The organism is Streptomyces sp. NPDC048291, from assembly GCF_043201715.1.
Classification (GTDB): domain Bacteria; phylum Actinomycetota; class Actinomycetes; order Streptomycetales; family Streptomycetaceae; genus Streptomyces.
Genome location: NZ_JBICZC010000019.1, coordinates 27,274 through 45,971, shown reverse-complemented (window position 1 = coordinate 45,971; position 18,698 = coordinate 27,274). Strand labels below are relative to the sequence as shown.

Sequence of the window (18,698 nt, the reverse complement as noted above, 5' to 3'; positions counted from 1 at the left end):
AGACGTGAGCACCAACGACCTTCCCCTCGCCGACGGCGGCTGCGGCGACGGCTGTGCCTGTGGCGCCGAGGGCGACGAGGAGTATCTGGAGTGCGGGCTCGACCCCGCGCTCGCCGAACTGCTGGCCGCCGCCGGGCTCGACCCCGTCGAGGTCGAGGACATCGCCAACGTGGCGATCCAGGAGGACCTGGCGGGCGGCGTGGACGTGACCACCGTCGCGACCATCCCCGAGGACGCGGTGGCGACCGGCGACTTCGTCGCGCGCGAGGCCGGTGTCGTCGCGGGCCTCAGGGTCGCCGAGGCCGTGGTCTCCGTGGTCTGCACCGACGAGTTCGAGGTCGAACGGCACGTCGAGGACGGCGACCGGGTCGAGGCCGGGCAGCCGCTGCTGTCGATCACCACCCGCACCCGCGACCTGCTCACCGCCGAGCGCAGCGCGCTGAACCTGCTGTGCCGGATGTCCGGCATCGCGACCGCCACGCGCGCGTGGGCGGACGCCCTGGACGGCACCCGGGCACGCGTGCGGGACACCCGCAAGACCACCGCGGGGCTCAGGTCCCTGGAGAAGTTCGCGGTGCGCAGCGGCGGCGGCGCCAACCACCGCATGTCGCTCTCCGACGCGGCCCTGGTCAAGGACAACCACGTGGTCGCCGCCGGCGGCGTCGCCCAGGCCTTCAAGGCGGTACGGGAGGCGTTCCCGGAGCTGGCGATCGAGGTCGAGGTCGACACCCTGCACCAGCTGCGCGAGGTCGTCGACGCGGGCGCCGACCTGATCCTGCTGGACAACTTCACGCCGATGGAGTGCGAGGAGGCCGTCGCGATCGTCGACGGGCGCGCGCTCCTGGAGGCGTCCGGGCGGCTCACGCTGGACAACGCGCGGGCGTACGCCGACACCGGCGTGGACTTCCTGGCCGTCGGCGCCCTCACCCACTCCTCGCCGATCCTGGACATCGGCCTGGACCTGCGCGAGGCGGAGTGACCCCATGCTCCTCACGATCGACGTCGGCAACACACACACCGTCCTCGGGCTCTTCGACGGCGAGGACATCGTCGAGCACTGGCGCATCTCCACGGACGCGCGCCGTACCGCCGACGAGCTGGCGGTGCTCCTCCAGGGCCTGATGGGCATGCACCCGCTGCTCGGCGACGAGCTCGGCGACGGCATCGACGGGATCGCGATCTGCGCGACCGTGCCGAGCGTGCTGCACGAACTGCGCGAGGTCACCCGGCGCTACTACGGCGACGTGCCGGCGGTGCTGGTGGAACCGGGGGTGAAGACCGGGGTGCCGATCCTCACCGACAACCCCAAGGAGGTCGGCGCCGACCGGATCATCAACGCGGTCGCCGCCGTCGAACTGTTCGGCGGGCCGGCGATCGTCGTCGACTTCGGGACGGCCACGACCTTCGACGCGGTGTCCGCGCGCGGGGAGTACGTCGGGGGCGTGATCGCGCCCGGTATCGAGATCTCCGTGGAGGCGCTGGGCGTCAGGGGCGCCCAGCTCCGGAAGATCGAGGTGGCCCGGCCGCGGAGCGTGATCGGCAAGAACACGGTGGAGGCCATGCAGGCGGGCATCGTGTACGGGTTCGCCGGGCAGGTCGACGGGGTGGTCGGCCGGATGGCGCGGGAGCTCGCGGACGATCCGGACGACGTGACGGTGATCGCCACCGGTGGGTTGGCGCCGATGGTCCTCGGGGAGTCCTCGGTGATCGACGAGCACGAGCCGTGGCTGACGCTGGTGGGGCTGCGGCTGGTGTACGAGCGGAACGTGTCGCGGATGTGAGCCGTGGGGTGGGGGCGGCCGCCTTCGGGGGCTGCCGCCCCCGGACCCCCGCTTCGGCCTCCGGCCTCGTCCTCAAACGCCGGACGGGCTGGAGGGTGTGCGGACCGGCTTTCGTCCGCAAGCGCCGTCCAGGTGGGTGGCCGTGTCGCGCCACGCCCCGCCCCCTATGTCGAGTTTGTCTGATTTACGCGTATCTTCGGTCCATGCCCACGCCATACGGATCCCGCGGCGGCATGGCGTTCGGTGCGGAGGAGCTGCGTGTGCTCCGCCGTGCTCTCGCCCTCGCCCTTCACCCCGGTCCCGTCTCCGCCGAGGACGTCAAGGACTGTCACCGGCTCGCCGAGTCGCTCGACGAGGCGATCGGCGAGGGGGCCCGGCTGCGTGCCTTCCTGGTGGCCGATCTGGCCCGGTACCGTGCCGCCCTGCCGGGGACCGTCGCCGGTTACCTCGCCCTCCTGGAGGAGGCGCTGGGGGCCGGGCACCGGCCCACCCCGGACGACCTCGCCGCGCTGCGGACGCTGCGCGGGAACGCCGGCGCCGCCGCCCTGCTCGTCCGCTGCCAGGACCTCGCCGAGCGCGATGTGCGGGCCCGGCTCGCCCAGGCTGCGCGGAAGGTACCGGCGCCGGCCGTTCCGGGCTCCAGGGTCCGGCTGACGGCCCTGCCGGGCGGGGTGGCCGACGAGCCGGAGAAGAAGCCCGGGGAGAAGCCCGCGGAGCGGCCCGCCCCGCGGCCCGCGGCTCCCGAGCCCGCCACGCCGAAACGGCCCATCCCCACGCCGGGCGAGGTCTTCCCGCGCCGCAGGCCCCCCGCCGCGCCGCCGGCCGGGCCCCCGCAGCAACTCGCCGCGGGCTGAGAAAACGGCAGCTGGCGGGGGGTCGCGGAGTGGTTCGCCCACCCCGCCCCTTTCGCCTGGTACTCCGTGGCTACCCTGGACCCATGGACTACGTCTCCGCGCTCATTCCTCCGGTCGTCATGGCCGTCTTCTTCATCGGTCTGGTCCGGGTGATCGTGAAGACCCAGGGCGGGGCCGCCAAGGCCAAGGAGGACGCCGCCGTCGACGCGGCCTTCGCGGAGAACGCCCGCCGGACCGCCGTCTCCAAGCCCGACGGCGTCTGAGGGCCGGGCCGCATCCCTCCCGCGCGCGTACCGCACTTTCCGAGTCGCGCGCCCCTTTTGTTCGCCTTTGTCGGTGAAAGTGCACGTCCGGCACGCCATTGCCGGGATCTCCCACTATTGTTCTGAGCTGTGCCTCGCCCATTGGGAGAACTCGAAGACGCGGTCATGACGCGGGTGTGGAAGTGGAACCGCCCGGTGACCGTTCGAGAAGTCCTGGAAGACCTTCAGCAGGAACGGTCCATCGCGTACACCACGGTGATGACCGTTTTGGACAATCTCCATCAGAAGGGCTGGGTCCGGCGGGAGGCCGAAGGGCGCGCCTATCGATATGAGGCCGTCTCCACCCGGGCCGCCTACGCCGCCGCCCTGATGAACGACGCCTGGTCGCAGAGTGACAACCCGGCCGCCGCACTCGTCGCCTTCTTCGGGATGATGAGCGACGAACAGCGGCGGGCCCTGCAGGACGCGGTACGCATCGTGCAGGGCCCGGATAGCCGGGAACGGCACGAAGAGCGGGAAGAGCGGGAAGCTCCGCAAGAGGAGAACCCCGGCTCCGCCGCGGACGCCGGCGGGCGATAGCGTCCGCTCATGTCAGCGACGCGCCCCGAAGTCACCGCAAAAGCCATCACCGTCCGGCGGGCCCGGACCAGCGATGTCCCGGCCGTGCGCCGCCTCCTCGACGTGTACGTTCGCGACCGCATCCTGCTCGACAAAGCCATGGTGACGCTTTACGAGGACATCCAGGAGTTCTGGGTCGCGGAACGCGACGACAACGCCGAGGTGGTCGGCTGCGGCGCACTGCACGTGATGTGGGAAGACCTCGCGGAAGTGCGCACTCTCGCGGTGAACCGGGGGCTCAAGGGCGCCGGTGTCGGTCATCAGTTGCTGGAGAAGTTGCTGGAGACCGCACGTTGGCTCGGTGTTCGCCGTGTTTTCTGTCTGACCTTCGAAGTCGAGTTCTTCGGGAAGCACGGCTTCGTGGAGATCGGCGAGACACCCGTGGACACCGATGTCTACGCGGAGCTGCTGCGTTCCTATGACGAGGGAGTCGCGGAGTTCCTCGGACTCGAACGAGTGAAACCGAACACCTTGGGCAACAGCCGGATGCTTCTGCATCTGTGATCGCCGAGAGGGATCGCGGCGGACAAGGGTCATCGGAGGCCGGAGATCGGCCCGCTATTCCGGGGGTCCCCCCTTGCCCAGGTGCCCTATGTCCGAAACGCGCATGTTTCCGGGTGGGAGCGGGCCCCTCGGCCTCTCCCAGGGGTTTGTGTTTTTCCCGCAAAAGCGGTTTGCTTTCCGACGTACTGCAGTACTGCATATAACAGGGGGCGGCGAAACGGCGGGCGCCGCACACCCCGGCCCTGAAGTTATCGATGAAAGGAAATCCGGTGGCACAGAAGGTTCAGGTCCTTCTTGTCGACGACCTCGACGGCGGCGAGGCGGACGAGACCGTGACGTTCGCGTTGGACGGCAAGACGTACGAGATCGACCTCACGACCGCCAATGCGGACAAGCTGCGCGGCCTTCTCGACCCGTATGTCAAGGGCGGCCGGCGTACCGGTGGCCGTGCTTCGGGCGGACGCGGAAAGGCCCGTGCGGCTTCCGGCGGCAGCCAGGACACCGCGCAGATTCGCGCGTGGGCCAAGGAGAACGGTTACGACGTCAACGACCGTGGCCGTGTTCCGGCGACGATCCGCCAGGCCTACGAGGACGCGAACGCCTGATTGTTCTCCGGCCCGCGGCCCACGCGCCGCAGCCGGACCCGGTGGCACTCCGTGGCCACCGTGTTCACCAGCCGTACGAGATCGGGGGCGCTTCCAACGCCCCCCATGGCCGACAGCGTCGGCAGCGAGGCCTCGACCTCGCACCCCGACTCGGGGGGCCGCAACCAGGCGGCGGCCCCCTGTACGGGCCCGCCCGGGCCCCCGGCGGATCCGGAAGGCGGCCGGATCCCGGTGACGGCCGGGCCGGGCCGTGCCGGAGCGTCCATCGCGCCCCCGGCGCCCAGCGCCCGCAGATCGAGATCGAGGGCCGGTGCGCCCCACTCCAGCCAGGCCAGCAGCCCCGGCAGCTCCTCCGCGCTGCCCGCCGCCACCAGCAGCCGCATCCGGTCGCCCTGAAGGGCCACCGGAGAGCCCGGCGCCAGGTGCCCGAGCGCCCGCACCCCCGCCCGCGCCGGCACCTCCAGCACGTCGAAACGCACGCCCGTGACCAGCCGTAGCGGCTCTCCGGGCGCCGCGGGCACCGTTGCCCATCCCAGATCGTTCTCGTACCAGTGCCGGACGGCGCCGGAACCGGCGCCGCACCCGGAAGCGGACTCGGACGGACGACGGGGGTGAGGGACCGTTGAAGCGGCCAGAGGTGCTGTGCCAGCCATGCCAGGCGCAACCGTCCGGAGGCCACCAGGGTTACGCTGGGTGTGCGTACGACTGCACATGGTGCCCGACGAGGGGTTGTGCGGAGGTCCGGAGGGACGCAAGGTTGTTCGCCCGTAGCGGAGGGACCGGGGACACGCGGCATGGACTGTCAGTAGCTGCGGGTAAGACATCCCTAGTGGGAGGGGGCGACACGCAGGCGAGGCCGTCTCACGTTCGCCATCGGCGTACTGGCGGAAGGGGTAACTGCCTGGCCTGCGGGAACATCGTCTCGCACCATCGGGTTGGAGCAGATGTCGGCGTTCGGGGTCAGGAGGCCATCGACGGTGTCGGCAGTTGGAATGAGCGGTCCCCGCTTGCGGGACTAAGCTGCGGAAGGACAGGGAGGGGAAGTTCCCCCCACTGCCTGACCGCTCTGAGGAGCGATTAACGATGTTCGAGAGGTTCACCGACCGCGCGCGGCGGGTTGTCGTCCTGGCTCAGGAAGAAGCCCGGATGCTCAACCACAACTACATCGGCACCGAGCACATCCTCCTGGGCCTGATCCACGAGGGTGAGGGTGTCGCCGCCAAGGCCCTTGAGAGCCTCGGGATTTCGCTCGAGGCGGTCCGCCAGCAGGTGGAGGAGATCATCGGCCAGGGCCAGCAGGCCCCGTCCGGGCACATCCCCTTCACCCCCCGTGCCAAGAAGGTCCTGGAGCTGTCGCTCCGCGAGGCCCTTCAGCTCGGCCACAACTACATCGGCACCGAGCACATCCTGCTCGGCCTGATCCGCGAGGGCGAGGGCGTCGCCGCCCAGGTCCTGGTCAAGCTGGGTGCCGATCTCAACCGGGTGCGGCAGCAGGTCATCCAGCTGCTCTCCGGCTACCAGGGCAAGGAGACCGCCACCGCGGGCGGCCCTGCTGAGGGCACCCCCTCGACGTCCCTGGTCCTCGACCAGTTCGGCCGGAACCTCACCCAGGCCGCTCGTGAGTCCAAGCTCGACCCGGTCATCGGGCGCGAGAAGGAGATCGAGCGGGTCATGCAGGTGCTGTCCCGCCGTACCAAGAACAACCCGGTCCTGATCGGTGAGCCCGGCGTCGGCAAGACCGCCGTCGTCGAGGGCCTCGCCCAGGCCATCGTCAAGGGCGAGGTGCCCGAGACCCTCAAGGACAAGCACCTCTACACCCTGGACCTCGGCGCCCTGGTCGCCGGCTCCCGCTACCGCGGTGACTTCGAGGAGCGCCTGAAGAAGGTGCTCAAGGAGATCCGCACCCGCGGTGACATCATCCTGTTCATCGACGAGCTGCACACGCTGGTCGGTGCGGGTGCCGCCGAGGGCGCCATCGACGCCGCTTCGATCCTGAAGCCGATGCTGGCCCGCGGTGAGCTGCAGACCATCGGTGCCACCACCCTGGACGAGTACCGCAAGCACCTGGAGAAGGACGCGGCCCTCGAGCGCCGCTTCCAGCCCATCCAGGTCGCCGAGCCGTCCCTGCCGCACACGATCGAGATCCTCAAGGGTCTGCGTGACCGGTACGAGGCCCACCACCGGGTCTCCATCACGGACGAGGCGCTGGTCCAGGCCGCCACCCTGGCCGACCGGTACATCTCGGACCGCTTCCTGCCGGACAAGGCGATCGACCTGATCGACGAGGCCGGTTCCCGGATGCGCATCCGCCGGATGACCGCGCCGCCGGACCTCCGCGAGTTCGACGAGAAGATCGCCGCCGTCCGCCGGGACAAGGAGTCCGCGATCGACTCGCAGGACTTCGAGAAGGCCGCCTCCCTCCGCGACAAGGAGAAGCAGCTCCTGGCCGCCAAGGCCAAGCGGGAGAAGGAGTGGAAGGCCGGCGACATGGACGTCGTCGCCGAGGTCGACGGCGAGCTGATCGCCGAGGTCCTGGCCACGGCCACCGGCATCCCGGTCTTCAAGCTGACCGAGGAGGAGTCCTCCCGTCTGCTGCGCATGGAGGACGAGCTCCACAAGCGGGTCATCGGCCAGGTCGACGCCGTCAAGGCGCTGTCGAAGGCGATCCGCCGTACGCGTGCCGGTCTGAAGGACCCGAAGCGCCCCGGTGGCTCGTTCATCTTCGCCGGCCCGTCCGGTGTCGGTAAGACCGAGCTGTCCAAGGCCCTCGCCGAGTTCCTCTTCGGTGACGAGGACGCGCTGATCTCCCTCGACATGTCGGAGTTCAGCGAGAAGCACACGGTGTCGCGGCTCTTCGGTTCGCCCCCCGGCTACGTGGGCTACGAAGAGGGCGGCCAGCTGACCGAGAAGGTCCGCCGCAAGCCGTTCTCCGTCGTCCTCTTCGACGAGGTGGAGAAGGCCCACCCGGACATCTTCAACAGCCTGCTGCAGATCCTGGAGGACGGTCGCCTGACCGACTCCCAGGGCCGGGTCGTGGACTTCAAGAACACGGTCATCATCATGACGACCAACCTCGGCACCCGGGACATCTCCAAGGGCTTCAACCTGGGCTTCGCGGCCACGGGTGACACGAAGTCCAACTACGAGCGCATGAAGAACAAGGTCCAGGACGAGCTCAAGCAGCACTTCCGGCCCGAGTTCCTCAACCGCGTCGACGACGTGGTCGTCTTCCCGCAGCTGACGCAGGAGGACATCCTGCGCATCGTCGACCTCATGGTCGGCAAGGTGGACGAGCGCCTCAAGGACCGGGACATGGGCATCGAGCTCTCCCAGTCCGCCAAGGAGCTGCTGTCCAAGAAGGGCTACGACCCGGTGCTGGGCGCGCGTCCGCTGCGTCGCACGATCCAGCGCGAGATCGAGGACACGCTCTCGGAGAAGATCCTCTTCGGCGAGCTGCGCCCCGGTCACATCGTGGTCGTCGACACGGAGGGCGAGGGCGACACCAAGACCTTCACCTTCCGCGGCGAGGAGAAGTCGGCCCTCCCCGACGTCCCGCCGATCGAGCAGGCGGCCGGCGGTGCCGGGCCGAACCTGAGCAAGGAGGCGTAAGCCTCGGGTCCGCGAGGCCGCGGGCCTGAAGCCGAGTGACATGGGGCCGGTGCTTTCAGCACCGGCCCCATGTCAGCGTTTCACCCGGGTGACGTCCGCCTCGGGAAAGTGCTCCGAAACGAGGTCCGGGGAGAAGACGTGCCCCGGCATGTTCTGCAGGATCACGGAGCGCACCGCAGGCAGCCGACGGGCCAGGACGGAGAAGTCCTCGGTGCCGAGCAGCCCGGGGACGCGCAGTACCTCGACGCCGGAGAGTTCCGGCATGCGAGCGACGGAGAGCGGCAGCTCCCGCAGGATCCGCGCGTTCAGATGCAGGGTCCGCAGCCCCGGCAGTCCGGTCACCGCCTGCCAGTCGGCCGCCGACAGTTCCCTCGTCAGCGGTCCGAGGCTGAGGTCCGTGAGGCTGCTCCAGTGCTCCAGGCCCCGCAGGCCGGTGCGGTCGGTGCTGCTCCGGCCGAGGAACAGGAACTCCAGCTCCGCCCCGACGGGCAGGACGTCGGTGAGGCTCTCGCCCGGCAGTTCCTGCTCCACGGTGAGCCGGGTCAGCGTGCGGAGTGTCCCGAGGCCGGTGACATCGGCTATCTGCCCGCAGACGAGCTCGGCCAGCGGGAGTTCCGCGAGCCGTTCCAGGTGCCGCACCTCGGGGCAGCGGGCCAGCATCAGCGTGCGCAGGGACCCGAAGCGCGGCAGCGCGCCCAGGTCCGTGAGGAGCGGGTTGTCCCGCAGGTCGAGGTAGAGCAGGGCCTCCGCCTCGGTCACGGCGGCCAGGATCTGTTCGGCGGAGTGCGCGCCCAGGAACGCGAGGCCCTGCCAGGGCCGCATCCCGGCCAGCGCCGCCCGCTGCCCGGCGGACTCGCAGCGCACGAAGAGCTGCTCCCGGTCCAGGTGGTCCAGCACCTCCGCCGCGTAGGTCACGGTGTCGAAGCGGCTCCAGGTCCCCGCGAGCTGCCGGCGCACCTCCAGATCCGGATGCCCGCGGAACCGGCGCAGCACCGCGAGGGCCCCCTCCGGTTCCTCGGCGCCGAGCACCGAGGCGGTGATCGTGACGCCCAGCGCCTCCTGCCGCGTCAGCCCCTCGGGTCCCGGCAGCAGCTCCAGCACCAGCGGCCCGGCCTCCGCCAGCGCCTTCGCGTCCTCGGCGGTCGGCGGCGGGATCAGCTCGGCCGCCCGCCGTTCCACCTCCGCCCGGACGCCCGCGTCCAGCGCCGCCGCGTGCTCCAGGCAGGCCAGCGCGAGCAGGGTCAGCCGGGGAACGTCCCGCGTCAGCAACTGTCGTAGCAGAGCCGCCCGTTCCCGGGGCCGGGCGTGGGCCACCGCCATGCGGATCACGTCCTCCCACTGGGTGTCGTCCGCGTGGCCGGCGAGGACGTCCAGGTGGCCCTCCTCCACCGCGTACCGCGCGCCCAGGTAGTCCTGGAAGGTGCGGTGCACGAAGTCCAGTACCCCGGGGGCGGGTTGGCGGACCGTGCCGCTGCGCAGGAGCAGGGTGCGCAGCACGGTCGGCGCGTCCCGGCCGCCGGGCAGCGCGACGGACGGCAGACAGCGGTCCACGATCGCCTCGGCCGTCTCCAGGTCCATCTCGGTACGGCCGCTCAGCACCAGCGCGTAGGCGAGGCGCTGGAGCAGCTCCAGCTGGGCCTCCTCGCCCAGCTCCACCTCGTCCACGGCACCCATGCCGCGCTCGCGGTCCCGGCGGGTCAGCAGCATGGCGAGGGCGGCGTCGTACAACTCCTTGCGGCCGGTGGGGAGGTAGCCGCGGCGCTCCCGGTGCAGGGCGCAGATCAGGCCGCACATCAGGGGGTTGGTGGCGAGCCGGGCCAGGTCGCGTTTGGTGCGCAGGGAGTCGAGGAGCGGGCCCTCGAACTCCGGGGCCCGGGCCGCCGTGTGCCAGCGGTGGACGAAGGTCGCCACGTCCGTGCGGCGCATGGGGGCGAGGCTCAGTTCGCCGAAGCCCTCCGGGGCGAGCCAGTCGGAGCGGACCGCGGTCGGCCGGGAGGTCAGCAGCCAGCGGTTGCCCGGGAAGGCGTGGAGGAGGGAGCCCAGCCAGTCCCGGGCGCGGTTGCGGTCGGCGTCGGGGATCTCGTCCAGGCCGTCCACGAGGACCAGGGCCCGGCCCGCCGCCAGGACGCGTTCCGCCCAGCCCTCGGGCGCGGACAGCGGGCTGCCGACCGCGGCCAGGAAGGCGGCGGGCGCCGGGAAGGCGGAGGCACCGCGGATCAGGGTGCGCAGCGGGAGGACGTACGGGATGAGCGTGCCCTCGCGGGCCGCCGTCACCGCCAGCCACTGGACCAGCGTCGTCTTGCCGGAGCCCGCGTCGCCGCGCAGCAGGACGCGGTCGTGGGCGAGCAGGGCCTCCTCGGCCGGCAGCTGACGGGTGACGGGGGTGTCTCCCGGGGAGGAGCCCTCGTCGGCGGCCGTCGCCTCCAGGCTCAGATAGGCCACTTCGAGCGGCCAGCGGTCGGGGGAGTCCCGCAGGTCGATGCCGTAGATGGTGATGTGGTTGTGGCGCTCGGCGACGTAGGCGCGGTAGCGGCGCTCGAAGGCGGTGTCGGCGGCGTCGGGGCGCGGTGAGCGGGCGAGCAGCTCGTCGACCTTGGCGATGAGTTCGCCATGGGCCCGGGCCTGTTCCACCAGGGTGCGGGTCACAAAGGTGGAGCGGCGGGTGAAGAACTCCAGGATCTGCAGGCAGGCCCACTCGGTCGCGGAGTCCAGGAAGTGGCAGGCGTCGGAGGAGAGGCCGTCGGGCGCGGGCGCCGCGTGCTTCAGCTTCGCGGCCAGTTCGAGGTGGCCCAGCCGGACCGCCTGCACGTCGTCCATGTCGAGATCGCCGAGCGCGAGCAGTCTGCGGGCCAGCGCGTCGGCGACGGCGATCTGTTCCCCGGTCCGGAAGGGCGGCTCACCGGGTGAGTCGACCGCCTGCCGGACCAGGTGCTCGGCGAGCTTGTGCACGTCCTTCTCGACCAGTGCGCGCTTCTCGCCGCGGAAGGACACCAGGCTCTTCAGCCGCACCGGCCTGTCCACCAGCCCCGCGCCCGGCCCGTCCGCCACGAACAGTTTCTTCAGCAGTGGGCCCATCAGGCTCGACACCAGCTTGCCGCCGAGTACCGCCGGCTCCATCCGCCCACCCCCGTGAATTCCGCGAACAGATGGAGCCTAGCGGTGGGTTACGACAGCTGGCCGTTGTAGTCCGGCAGCTTGAACGTCTTGTCGGCGTGGCCGCCCGAGAGGTCGGTGGCGCTGTTGCCGATGTTCGCGATGATGTCGTAGCCCTTGTTCTCGATGTCGACGCGCTGGGCGGTCTTGTAGGCGGCGACGTCCTTGAACAGGTCGAGGAAGCCGCGGACGTAGAGGCCGGAGACCTGGTAGCCGTCGTGTTCGAGGTTCCACTCGGTGGGCAGGTAGATGATCCCGGGGCGGGCCGTGACGAAGAACAGCGAGACGCCGTGCTCCTGGGCGTACTCGGCGACGTTCAGGACCGGCTTGTTGGCCGGCTGGGGGTAGCTGAAGCCGAAGTCGGTCTCCAGCGTGGTGTTGTCGATGTCGAAGACGATCGCCTGCTTCTCGCCCGGCTTCGCGGCGGCGATCCGGCTCTTCAGGTAGGGCAGGGCCTGGTCCATCACGGACTGGCAGTCCTGCTGCCAGGTGGCGTAGTCGACCGTGGTGGAGCTGGTCTCCGTCGCGGCCTGGGCCGGCGCGGCCATCCCGGCGAGCGCGGCCACGGAGACTGCGGTGACGGCTGTGCGGCGGATCCAGGTGCCTGTGGTCATCGGTGTGGGGTGTCCTCTCACGTCCGTACGCGTACCTGATGGCAGGTGCATGATCTGAGGCTCGGGTGGCGCGGGGGGAACCGCGGGGTTACTGGAGGGTAATGCCGACTGAGAGGCCGGTCACACGGAATGGGCCGGGGAAATCACTCGTGGTTGCCGCGACGGGCCGCCTCGGCCACCCGTACCGACACGCCGGGGAAGAGCTCGGTCAGCAGCCCGCTGTCCTTGCGGGGGTCGTAGCCCGGTCGCAGCATGAGGCGCAGCACGCGCAGCGCCGGGAAGACGGGCGGCAGGGACCTCAACTGCCGCTCCGTGCCGAGGTCATAGACGTGCAGAGTGGTGATCCGGGGGAGGACGAGCCCGGCCTGCGCGGAGACCGCCACGTGCTGGGCCGACAGTCCGGCCTTGGTGAGCAGCGGCAGCTCGGCCAGGCCGGCGAGGAAGACCTCGGGCGGGCATTCGGTGACGTACAGCGTCTCCAGTCGCGGGAAGCGGGCCAGGACCGACAGGTCCCGGACGGTGCCGCGCAGGTCGAGCCGGGTCAGCTGGTCCGGGTCCAGCTGGGCTGCCAGGTCCTCCGGGGCGAAGTCGCCCTCCAGTTGCATCCAGGGGCGGCCGCCCATCGCGCGGACGGCCGCGAGTTCGGCGGCGGAGTGCGCGACCAGGTACAGGTCGTCGTGGCGGAGCCGGGCGATCACCTCCCGCCCGTAGACCTCCGTGTCGAACCGGTGCCAGGAGCCCGAGAGCTGCTTGCGGACCCGCCAGGAGGGGTGGCCGGCGAACTCCGCGAGGTACGGGATCGCCGTGTCGGTGCCGATCAGCGAGGCGGTGATGACGCACAGGTGGGCCGCCTCGGCGGCGCCGTCGCCCGCGCCCGTCTCCTCCCCGGAGGAGGCGAGCTGCCGAGGGGCGGGCAGGAAGTCGAGGATGAGGGGGCCGACGGCGGCCAGTTCGTAGGCGGACTCCAGGTCGGGCGGGGGCACCAGCCCGGCGACACCGTTCTCGATGGCGGTGCGCACCGACGGGTCCAGCTCGGTGGCCTGCTCCAGGCAGGACGCGGCGAGCAGCAGGGCGCGCGGGGAGTCCGCGCGCAGCAACTCGCCCAGGATCTCACCGCGGTCGCGCGGCCGGCCCTGGGCCACCGCCATGCGGATGACGTCCTCCCACTGGTCGTCGTCGGCATGCTTGTGGACCATCCCGAAGGTGCCCTCGTCGAGCAGGGCCCGCGCGCCCAGGAAGTCCTGGAAGGTGCGGTGGCAGAAGTCGATGGTGTCGGTGGACGGGGCGCGCAGCAGACCGCTGCGGTTCAGCAGGTGGGCCAGCACCGTGTCGGCGTCGCCGAGCGCGGCCGCTTCGGGCAGGGCGGGCAGCGCCTTGTCGATCTCGGCGACGGCCCGCTCGCGGGCCATCTCGGTCCGGCCGTCCTTGATGAGCCAGTACGCCAGCCGCTGCAGGATCTGCAACTGCGGTTCCTCCCGCAGTTCCGGGCTCGGCATCCCGCGCTCCCGGTCGCGGCGGGCCAGCAGCATGGTGAGCGCGGCCTCGTACAGCTCCTTGCGGCCGAGCGGGAGGAAGCCGCGGCGGTCGCGGTGCAGGGCGCAGATCAGCCCGCACATGAGGGGGTTGGTGGCGAGCCGGCCGAGATCGGGTTTCGCGCGCACGGCATGGATCAGCTGGGCCTGGTACCGGTCGAGGTCGCCGTCCTCCCCCGGTGCGGCCGGCCGGGCGGCGGTGTGCCAGCGGCGGACGAAGGAGACCACGTCCTCCGGCCGCATCGGGGACAGCACCAGTTCGGTGAAGGCCGCGTCCGCCAGCCAGTCCTCCCTGACGGCCGAGGGCCGGGAGGTGACCAGCCAGCGGTTGCCCGGATAGGCGTCGACCAGGTCCACGAGCCAGGCCCGGGCCAGCGCCCGCTCGGCCTCCGGCACCTCGTCGATCCCGTCGACGAGGACGAGCCCCCGGCCGGCGGTCAGCACGCGTGCCTCCCAGCCGGCCGGCTGCTCCCCGGCGATCGCCGCGCCCACCGCGTCGAGGAAGTGCCGGGGCGCGGGCAGCCGTCCCCCGTGCCGGGTCAGGGACCGCAGCGGCAGGACGAAGGGGATCCGGTCGCGCAGATACGTCATGCGCCCGCTGTCGCCGCTGTCGCCGCTGTCGCCGGTGGGGCCGGTGGGGCCGGTGGGGCCGGTGGGGCGGGCGGCGGAGACGGCCAGCCACTGGACGAGGGTGGTCTTGCCCGATCCGGCCTCCCCCCGCAGCATGATGCGCTCGTGGTCGGCCAGCGCCTCGTCCGCCGGGAGCGGGATGCGGGAGGTCTGGTGCAGGGCGGCCAGGGAGGCGGTGCGGTGGACGGCGTGTTCGAGGGTGGCCCTGGCCTGGTGGGCGCGCTCCCGTGCGGCCTGGCTCAGGCCTGTGGTCGCCGCCTGCCGTAACGCGTTCTCCGCCGCGATGAGGGTCCGTTCCGCGTTCCGCCGGGCCGTGTCGAAATAGACGATCTCCTCGGCCAGGCCGCTGGGCGCGGTCGCCTGCAGGCTCAGGTACGCGGCATCCAGTGGCCAGCGGCCGGGTGAGTTGATCAGGTCGATGCCGTAGATGAACAGCTTGCTGTGCTTCTTGGCGATGTAGGCGAGGTAGCGGCGCTCGAACGCGCTGTCGCGCCCGTCCTGGCGGGGGGTGCGGGCGATCAGCTCGTCCACCCGGGAGATCAGTTCGGCCTGGCCACGGACCTGTTCCACCAGGGTGCGGGCGACAAAGGAGGAGCGCCGGGTGAAGAAGTCGATCACATGCACGCAGGCCCACTCGGTGGCCGAACGCAGGAAGTACTCGGCGTCGGCGGAGAGCTCTTCCGCCGGAGCCCGGCGCAGCAGTTCCCGGGCGAGCTCGCCGTGACCGAGGCGGACCGCCTGGACGTCGTCCATGTCGAGGGTGCCGAGCGCGAGCAGGGTACGGGCGAGGGCGTCGGTGACGGCAGTCTCCTCGTCCGCCGGGAAGGGGAGCTCCCCCGGGGACCGCAGCGCCTCACGGACGAGGACACCGGCGATCTTGTGTACGTCCGGTTCGGACAGGGTGCGCTTCTCACCCCGGAAGGACACCAGGGCGGACACCCGCACGGGCCGTTCCACCAGGCCGGCGCCGGCCGCGTCACGGACGAAGAGACGCTTCACCAGCGGAGCGACAAGGCTCGACGCGAGTTTCGTGCCGAGTACCGCCGGATCCATCCGCGCCCACCCCCGTAGCCGTGCGAATGCCGGTCAGCGTAGTGCCCGTCACATTCCGGCGGATGCGGATCGCGGGGGCCGGTGACATACCGCACGGGTGAAACGGCCCTTACCAAGAGGGATAGTAGAGGGTGATATCGGGCTGGAAGGGACTTTTGGTGCGAGCCCGGAGGTGAGGTGCCGAGGCCGGGGCGGGGTTGGGTGCCCGGGAGGGGTCTGTCAAGAAACAGTCAATTCCTGGGTTTCTTACTAGCAAGCCTCGTAGCTGCGGGGGGTTGGGCGAAGGCCTGCCTCCGGGTTACCAAGGGATGGCCCCGTTCGGTGGCCGCCCCCTGTGGGCCGGTGCCGGAGGGGGGTCCTGTCGTCTACTCCACGAGGTTTTGATGTCCCTGCGCGCCGCTCTCCGTTCCCCCCGTACGTCCTCGCTCCGCAAGCGGGCCGCCGTTCTGGCCGCCGGCGTCGGGGTCACGGCCGTGGTGGGATCCGGGATCGCGTCGGCCGCCACCTCCAGCGCCGCGGCCTGGGTCGACCCGGTCAAGAAGTACTCGCTCTCCGCGAGCTTCAACCAGGCCGGCGGCATGTGGGCCGCCCGGCACAGCGGTCAGGACTTCGCGGTGCCGAGCGGCACCGAGGTCGTCGCGGCGCACGGCGGCACCGTCGTCAAGGCCGGCGGCAACGGCGCCGGTGACGGTCCCGCGTACGGCAACGCCATCGTCGTCAGGCACGGCAACGGGCAGTACTCGCAGTACGCCCACCTGTCCCGCATCGACGTCAGGGTCGGCCAGATCGTCAAGACCGGTCAGCACATCGCCCGCTCCGGCAACACCGGCAACTCCTCCGGCCCGCACCTGCACTTCGAGATCCGTACGACCCCGAACTACGGCTCCGCGGTCGACCCCGTCGCCTTCCTGCGCGCCAAGGGCGTGACCCTCTAAGGGGCGGCCCAAGGCGCGGTCACGCGGGGTGCGAGCCCCGGTGGGCCTGGGTGACCAGGTCCACGGCGACCTCCAGGACGGCCTCGCGCTTCTCCCGGGGGTCGCCCTCGATGTCCTGCATGACGAACATGCCGGCGTGCAGCGTGAAGAGCGCGCTGATGCAGCGGATCTGGTCGGCCAGCGCCGCGTCCGGGTCGATGATGATGTTCCGCAGGCCGCGCATCCGGTCCTTGAAGGTGTCGCCGATCTGCAGCTCCCGGACCGTCGCCTGGTTCTCCTGCATGAACCGGAACAGCGGCTCGGCGTCGCTCAGTGCCTGGTGGTAGCGCCGTACGATCTCCTGCTTGGTCTCCAGGGTGTGCGGCTGGCCCTTGCCCCACTCGATCAGGTCCCCGATCGGGCGCGTCAGGTCCTCGAAGACGCTGACCAGGATCTCTTCCTTGGTCTTGAAGTGGTAGTACAGGGCCGCCTTGGTCACGTCGAGGTGCTCGGCGATCTCCCGCAGGGAGGTCTTCTCGTAGCCCTGCTCGGCGAAGAGTTCGAGCGCCACGTCCTGGATGCGCTGGCGGGTGTTCCCGCGGCGCTGCTGCTTGGTGCCGTCCATGGTGACGCTCATCCTCTTACTCCTCGCGCTCCCGCGGAAACTTGCTTGCCGCCCGGCTAGTAAACTTACTTGACGCCCGGCTAGCAACGGGTCTAACTTCCGAGTGTACTGAACTAGCCGGGCGGCAAGTAAGTAGCTGTCGCCAGGGGGAGTGGGAGAGATGGCGGACACCCAGGCGGCCGAGACCGGCCAGGAAACCCAGGAAACGCAGGAGACACCGGGGTCACCCGGGGCACCGGCAGCGGCCGAGGCGCCGCAGAAGGAGCCCAGGAGCGTACGGGTCGTGATGCTCGCGCTCATGGTCGCGATGATGCTCGCGATGCTTGACAACATGATCGTGGGCACGGCGATGCCGACCATCGTCGGTGAGCTGGGCGGCCTGGAGCACCTGTCGTGGGTCGTGACCGCCTACACCCTCGCCACCGCGGCCTCCACCCCGCTCTGGGGCAAGCTCGGTGACATGTACGGGCGCAAGGGCGCCTTCATGACCTCCATAGTCATCTTCCTGATCGGCTCCGCGCTCAGCGGCATGGCCCAGGACATGGGCCAGCTGATCGGGTTCCGGGCCGTCCAGGGCCTCGGCGCCGGCGGTCTGATGGTCGGCGTCATGGCGATCATCGGCGACCTCGTGCCGCCCCGCGAGCGCGGCAAGTACCAGGGCATGATGGCCGGCGTCATGGCGCTCGCCATGATCGGCGGTCCGCTGGTCGGCGGCACCATCACCGACAACTGGGGCTGGCGCTGGGCCTTCTACATCAACCTGCCGCTCGGCGTGGTCGCGCTGGCCGCCATCAGCGCCGTACTGCACCTGCCGAAGAAGCGGAGCAAGACGCGCATCGACTACCTCGGCGCCGGTCTGCTGACCCTCGGCATCACCTCGATCGTGCTGGTCACCACCTGGGGCGGCTCGCAGTACGCCTGGACGTCCGCGCGGATCATGGAACTGATCGCCATCGGCGTCGTCGCCCTGGTCGGCTTCGTCTTCTGGCAGACCAAGGCCGCCGAGCCGGTCCTGCCGCTGCACATCTTCCGCAGCCGCAACTTCACCCTGATGTCGATCATCGGCTTCATCGTGGGCTTCGTGATGTTCGGCGCCACGCTGTTCCTGCCGCTGTACCAGCAGTCCGTGCAGGGCGCGTCCGCGACCAACTCCGGTCTGCTGCTGCTCCCGATGCTCGGCGCGATGCTGGTGACCTCGATGGTCGCCGGCCGGGTCACCACCAACACCGGCCGCTACAAGATCTTCCCGCTCGCGGGCGGTGTGCTGCTCACCATCGGCCTGTACCTGCTGTCCACCATGGACACCGACACCACCCGGTTCATGTCCGGCGTGTACATGGCCGTCGTCGGCCTCGGCATGGGCTGCCTGATGCAGATCACCATGCTCGTTGCGCAGAACAGCGTGGAGATGAAGGACATGGGCGTCGCGTCCTCCTCCACCACCCTGTTCCGGACCCTCGGCTCCTCCTTCGGTGTCGCCATCATGGGCGCGATCTTCAACAACCGGGTCCAGGACGTCATGGCCCAGCGGGCCGGCTCGCTCGGCTCCAAGATCACCGAGCAGTCGGCGCAGCTGGACGCGAAGAGCCTGGCGAAGCTGCCGGCGGCGGCGCGCGAGGCGTACCAGCACGCGGTGTCGGCCGGCACCCACTCGGCGTTCCTGCTCGGTGCCGTGATCGCGGTGCTGGTGCTGGTGGCGGCGGTCTTCGTGAAGGAGGTCCCGCTGCGGGGCGGGCCGCAGAAGGCGGACGAGGCGGGACCGATGCCGGCGGTCGAGGCCATCTGAGACCGGGTGCGGGGGCGGGGGGGGGGGGGGGGGGGGGGGGGGGCGGGCGGCGGGGCCCCCCCCCCCCCCCCCCCCCGGCCGGGGGTGGCCCCCCGAGGCCGTTCAGGCCGATGCGGGGGTGCGGGGGCGGCGGCCCCCGGAGCGGGCGGTCGAAGGG

General features: G+C 70.8%; 15 protein-coding genes. 10 read left to right on the top strand and 5 right to left on the bottom strand.

Going from position 1 to position 18,698, the window contains the following annotated elements; translation table 11 throughout:
* Positions 1 to 4 precede the first annotated feature (4 nt).
* The 7 genes from nadC to ACGF5O_RS41985 all read left to right on the top strand — a co-directional run bounded on the left by nadC (position 5) and on the right by ACGF5O_RS41985 (position 4,625).
* Positions 5 to 979, top strand: a complete 975-nt coding sequence (nadC, locus tag ACGF5O_RS42015; RefSeq protein WP_393815213.1) for a carboxylating nicotinate-nucleotide diphosphorylase — start codon at positions 5 to 7, stop codon at positions 977 to 979.
* 4 nt (positions 980 to 983) lie between these two features.
* Complete coding sequence (locus ACGF5O_RS42010; protein WP_351714172.1) at positions 984 to 1,781, top strand: type III pantothenate kinase; 798 nt, start codon at positions 984 to 986, stop codon at positions 1,779 to 1,781.
* Positions 1,782 to 2,014: 233 nt separating this feature from the next.
* The gene (locus ACGF5O_RS42005) at positions 2,015 to 2,635 is read left to right on the top strand and encodes a hypothetical protein (protein ID WP_393815364.1); all 621 of its coding nucleotides are present in this window, start codon (positions 2,015 to 2,017) and stop codon (positions 2,633 to 2,635) included.
* Between the two features lie 83 nt (positions 2,636 to 2,718).
* A complete protein-coding gene (locus tag ACGF5O_RS42000; protein ID WP_393815212.1) occupies positions 2,719 to 2,898 on the top strand; it encodes a hypothetical protein in 180 nt (59 codons plus the stop codon).
* 165 nt (positions 2,899 to 3,063) lie between these two features.
* Entirely contained in the window at positions 3,064 to 3,477 is a 414-nt protein-coding gene (locus tag ACGF5O_RS41995; protein WP_393815211.1) for a BlaI/MecI/CopY family transcriptional regulator, read from the top strand.
* A 9-nt stretch (positions 3,478 to 3,486) separates the two neighbouring features.
* Positions 3,487 to 4,020 carry an amino-acid N-acetyltransferase gene (locus ACGF5O_RS41990; protein WP_362592833.1) on the top strand — a complete coding sequence of 178 codons (534 nt, stop codon included), beginning with the start codon at positions 3,487 to 3,489 and terminating at the stop codon, positions 4,018 to 4,020.
* Positions 4,021 to 4,289: 269 nt separating this feature from the next.
* Positions 4,290 to 4,625, top strand: a complete 336-nt coding sequence (locus tag ACGF5O_RS41985; RefSeq protein WP_093500012.1) for an Lsr2 family protein — start codon at positions 4,290 to 4,292, stop codon at positions 4,623 to 4,625.
* Here the strand turns inward: ACGF5O_RS41985 and ACGF5O_RS41980 are convergent.
* Positions 4,604 to 5,278, bottom strand: a complete 675-nt coding sequence (locus ACGF5O_RS41980) for an SCO3374 family protein (protein WP_393815210.1) — start codon at positions 5,276 to 5,278, stop codon at positions 4,604 to 4,606. The two genes, ACGF5O_RS41985 and ACGF5O_RS41980, sit on opposite strands and share 22 nt — an antisense overlap.
* A 430-nt stretch (positions 5,279 to 5,708) precedes the next feature.
* On the opposite strand from ACGF5O_RS41980, the gene ACGF5O_RS41975 reads away from it, so the two are divergent.
* On the top strand, positions 5,709 to 8,234 hold the full coding sequence (locus ACGF5O_RS41975; protein WP_362592826.1) for an ATP-dependent Clp protease ATP-binding subunit: 2,526 nt from the start codon (positions 5,709 to 5,711) through the stop codon (positions 8,232 to 8,234).
* Between the two features lie 72 nt (positions 8,235 to 8,306).
* Here the strand turns inward: ACGF5O_RS41975 and ACGF5O_RS41970 are convergent, their stop codons facing one another.
* The 3 genes from ACGF5O_RS41970 to ACGF5O_RS41960 all read right to left on the bottom strand — a co-directional run bounded on the left by ACGF5O_RS41970 (position 8,307) and on the right by ACGF5O_RS41960 (position 15,216).
* Positions 8,307 to 11,351: an NACHT domain-containing protein gene (locus ACGF5O_RS41970; RefSeq protein WP_393815209.1), complete on the bottom strand. Its 3,045-nt coding sequence runs from the start codon at positions 11,349 to 11,351 to the stop codon at positions 8,307 to 8,309.
* Between the two features lie 47 nt (positions 11,352 to 11,398).
* Positions 11,399 to 12,001, bottom strand: a complete 603-nt coding sequence (locus ACGF5O_RS41965) for an HAD family acid phosphatase (RefSeq protein ID WP_393815208.1) — start codon at positions 11,999 to 12,001, stop codon at positions 11,399 to 11,401.
* A 143-nt stretch (positions 12,002 to 12,144) separates the two neighbouring features.
* Positions 12,145 to 15,216 (bottom strand): NACHT domain-containing protein, encoded by a 3,072-nt coding sequence (locus ACGF5O_RS41960; protein ID WP_393815207.1) that lies wholly within the window; start codon positions 15,214 to 15,216, stop codon positions 12,145 to 12,147.
* A 383-nt stretch (positions 15,217 to 15,599) separates the two neighbouring features.
* On the opposite strand from ACGF5O_RS41960, the gene ACGF5O_RS41955 reads away from it, so the two are divergent.
* The gene (locus ACGF5O_RS41955) at positions 15,600 to 16,151 is read left to right on the top strand and encodes a M23 family metallopeptidase (protein WP_393815206.1); all 552 of its coding nucleotides are present in this window, start codon (positions 15,600 to 15,602) and stop codon (positions 16,149 to 16,151) included.
* Between the two features lie 19 nt (positions 16,152 to 16,170).
* On the opposite strand, the gene ACGF5O_RS41950 is transcribed toward ACGF5O_RS41955, so the two are convergent.
* Positions 16,171 to 16,767, bottom strand: a complete 597-nt coding sequence (locus ACGF5O_RS41950) for a TetR/AcrR family transcriptional regulator (RefSeq protein WP_393815205.1) — start codon at positions 16,765 to 16,767, stop codon at positions 16,171 to 16,173.
* A 148-nt stretch (positions 16,768 to 16,915) separates the two neighbouring features.
* Between ACGF5O_RS41950 and ACGF5O_RS41945 the strand changes: the two genes are divergently transcribed.
* Positions 16,916 to 18,541, top strand: coding sequence for an MDR family MFS transporter (locus ACGF5O_RS41945; protein WP_393815204.1), 1,626 nt, complete (start codon positions 16,916 to 16,918; stop codon positions 18,539 to 18,541).
* Positions 18,542 to 18,698 lie beyond the last annotated feature (157 nt).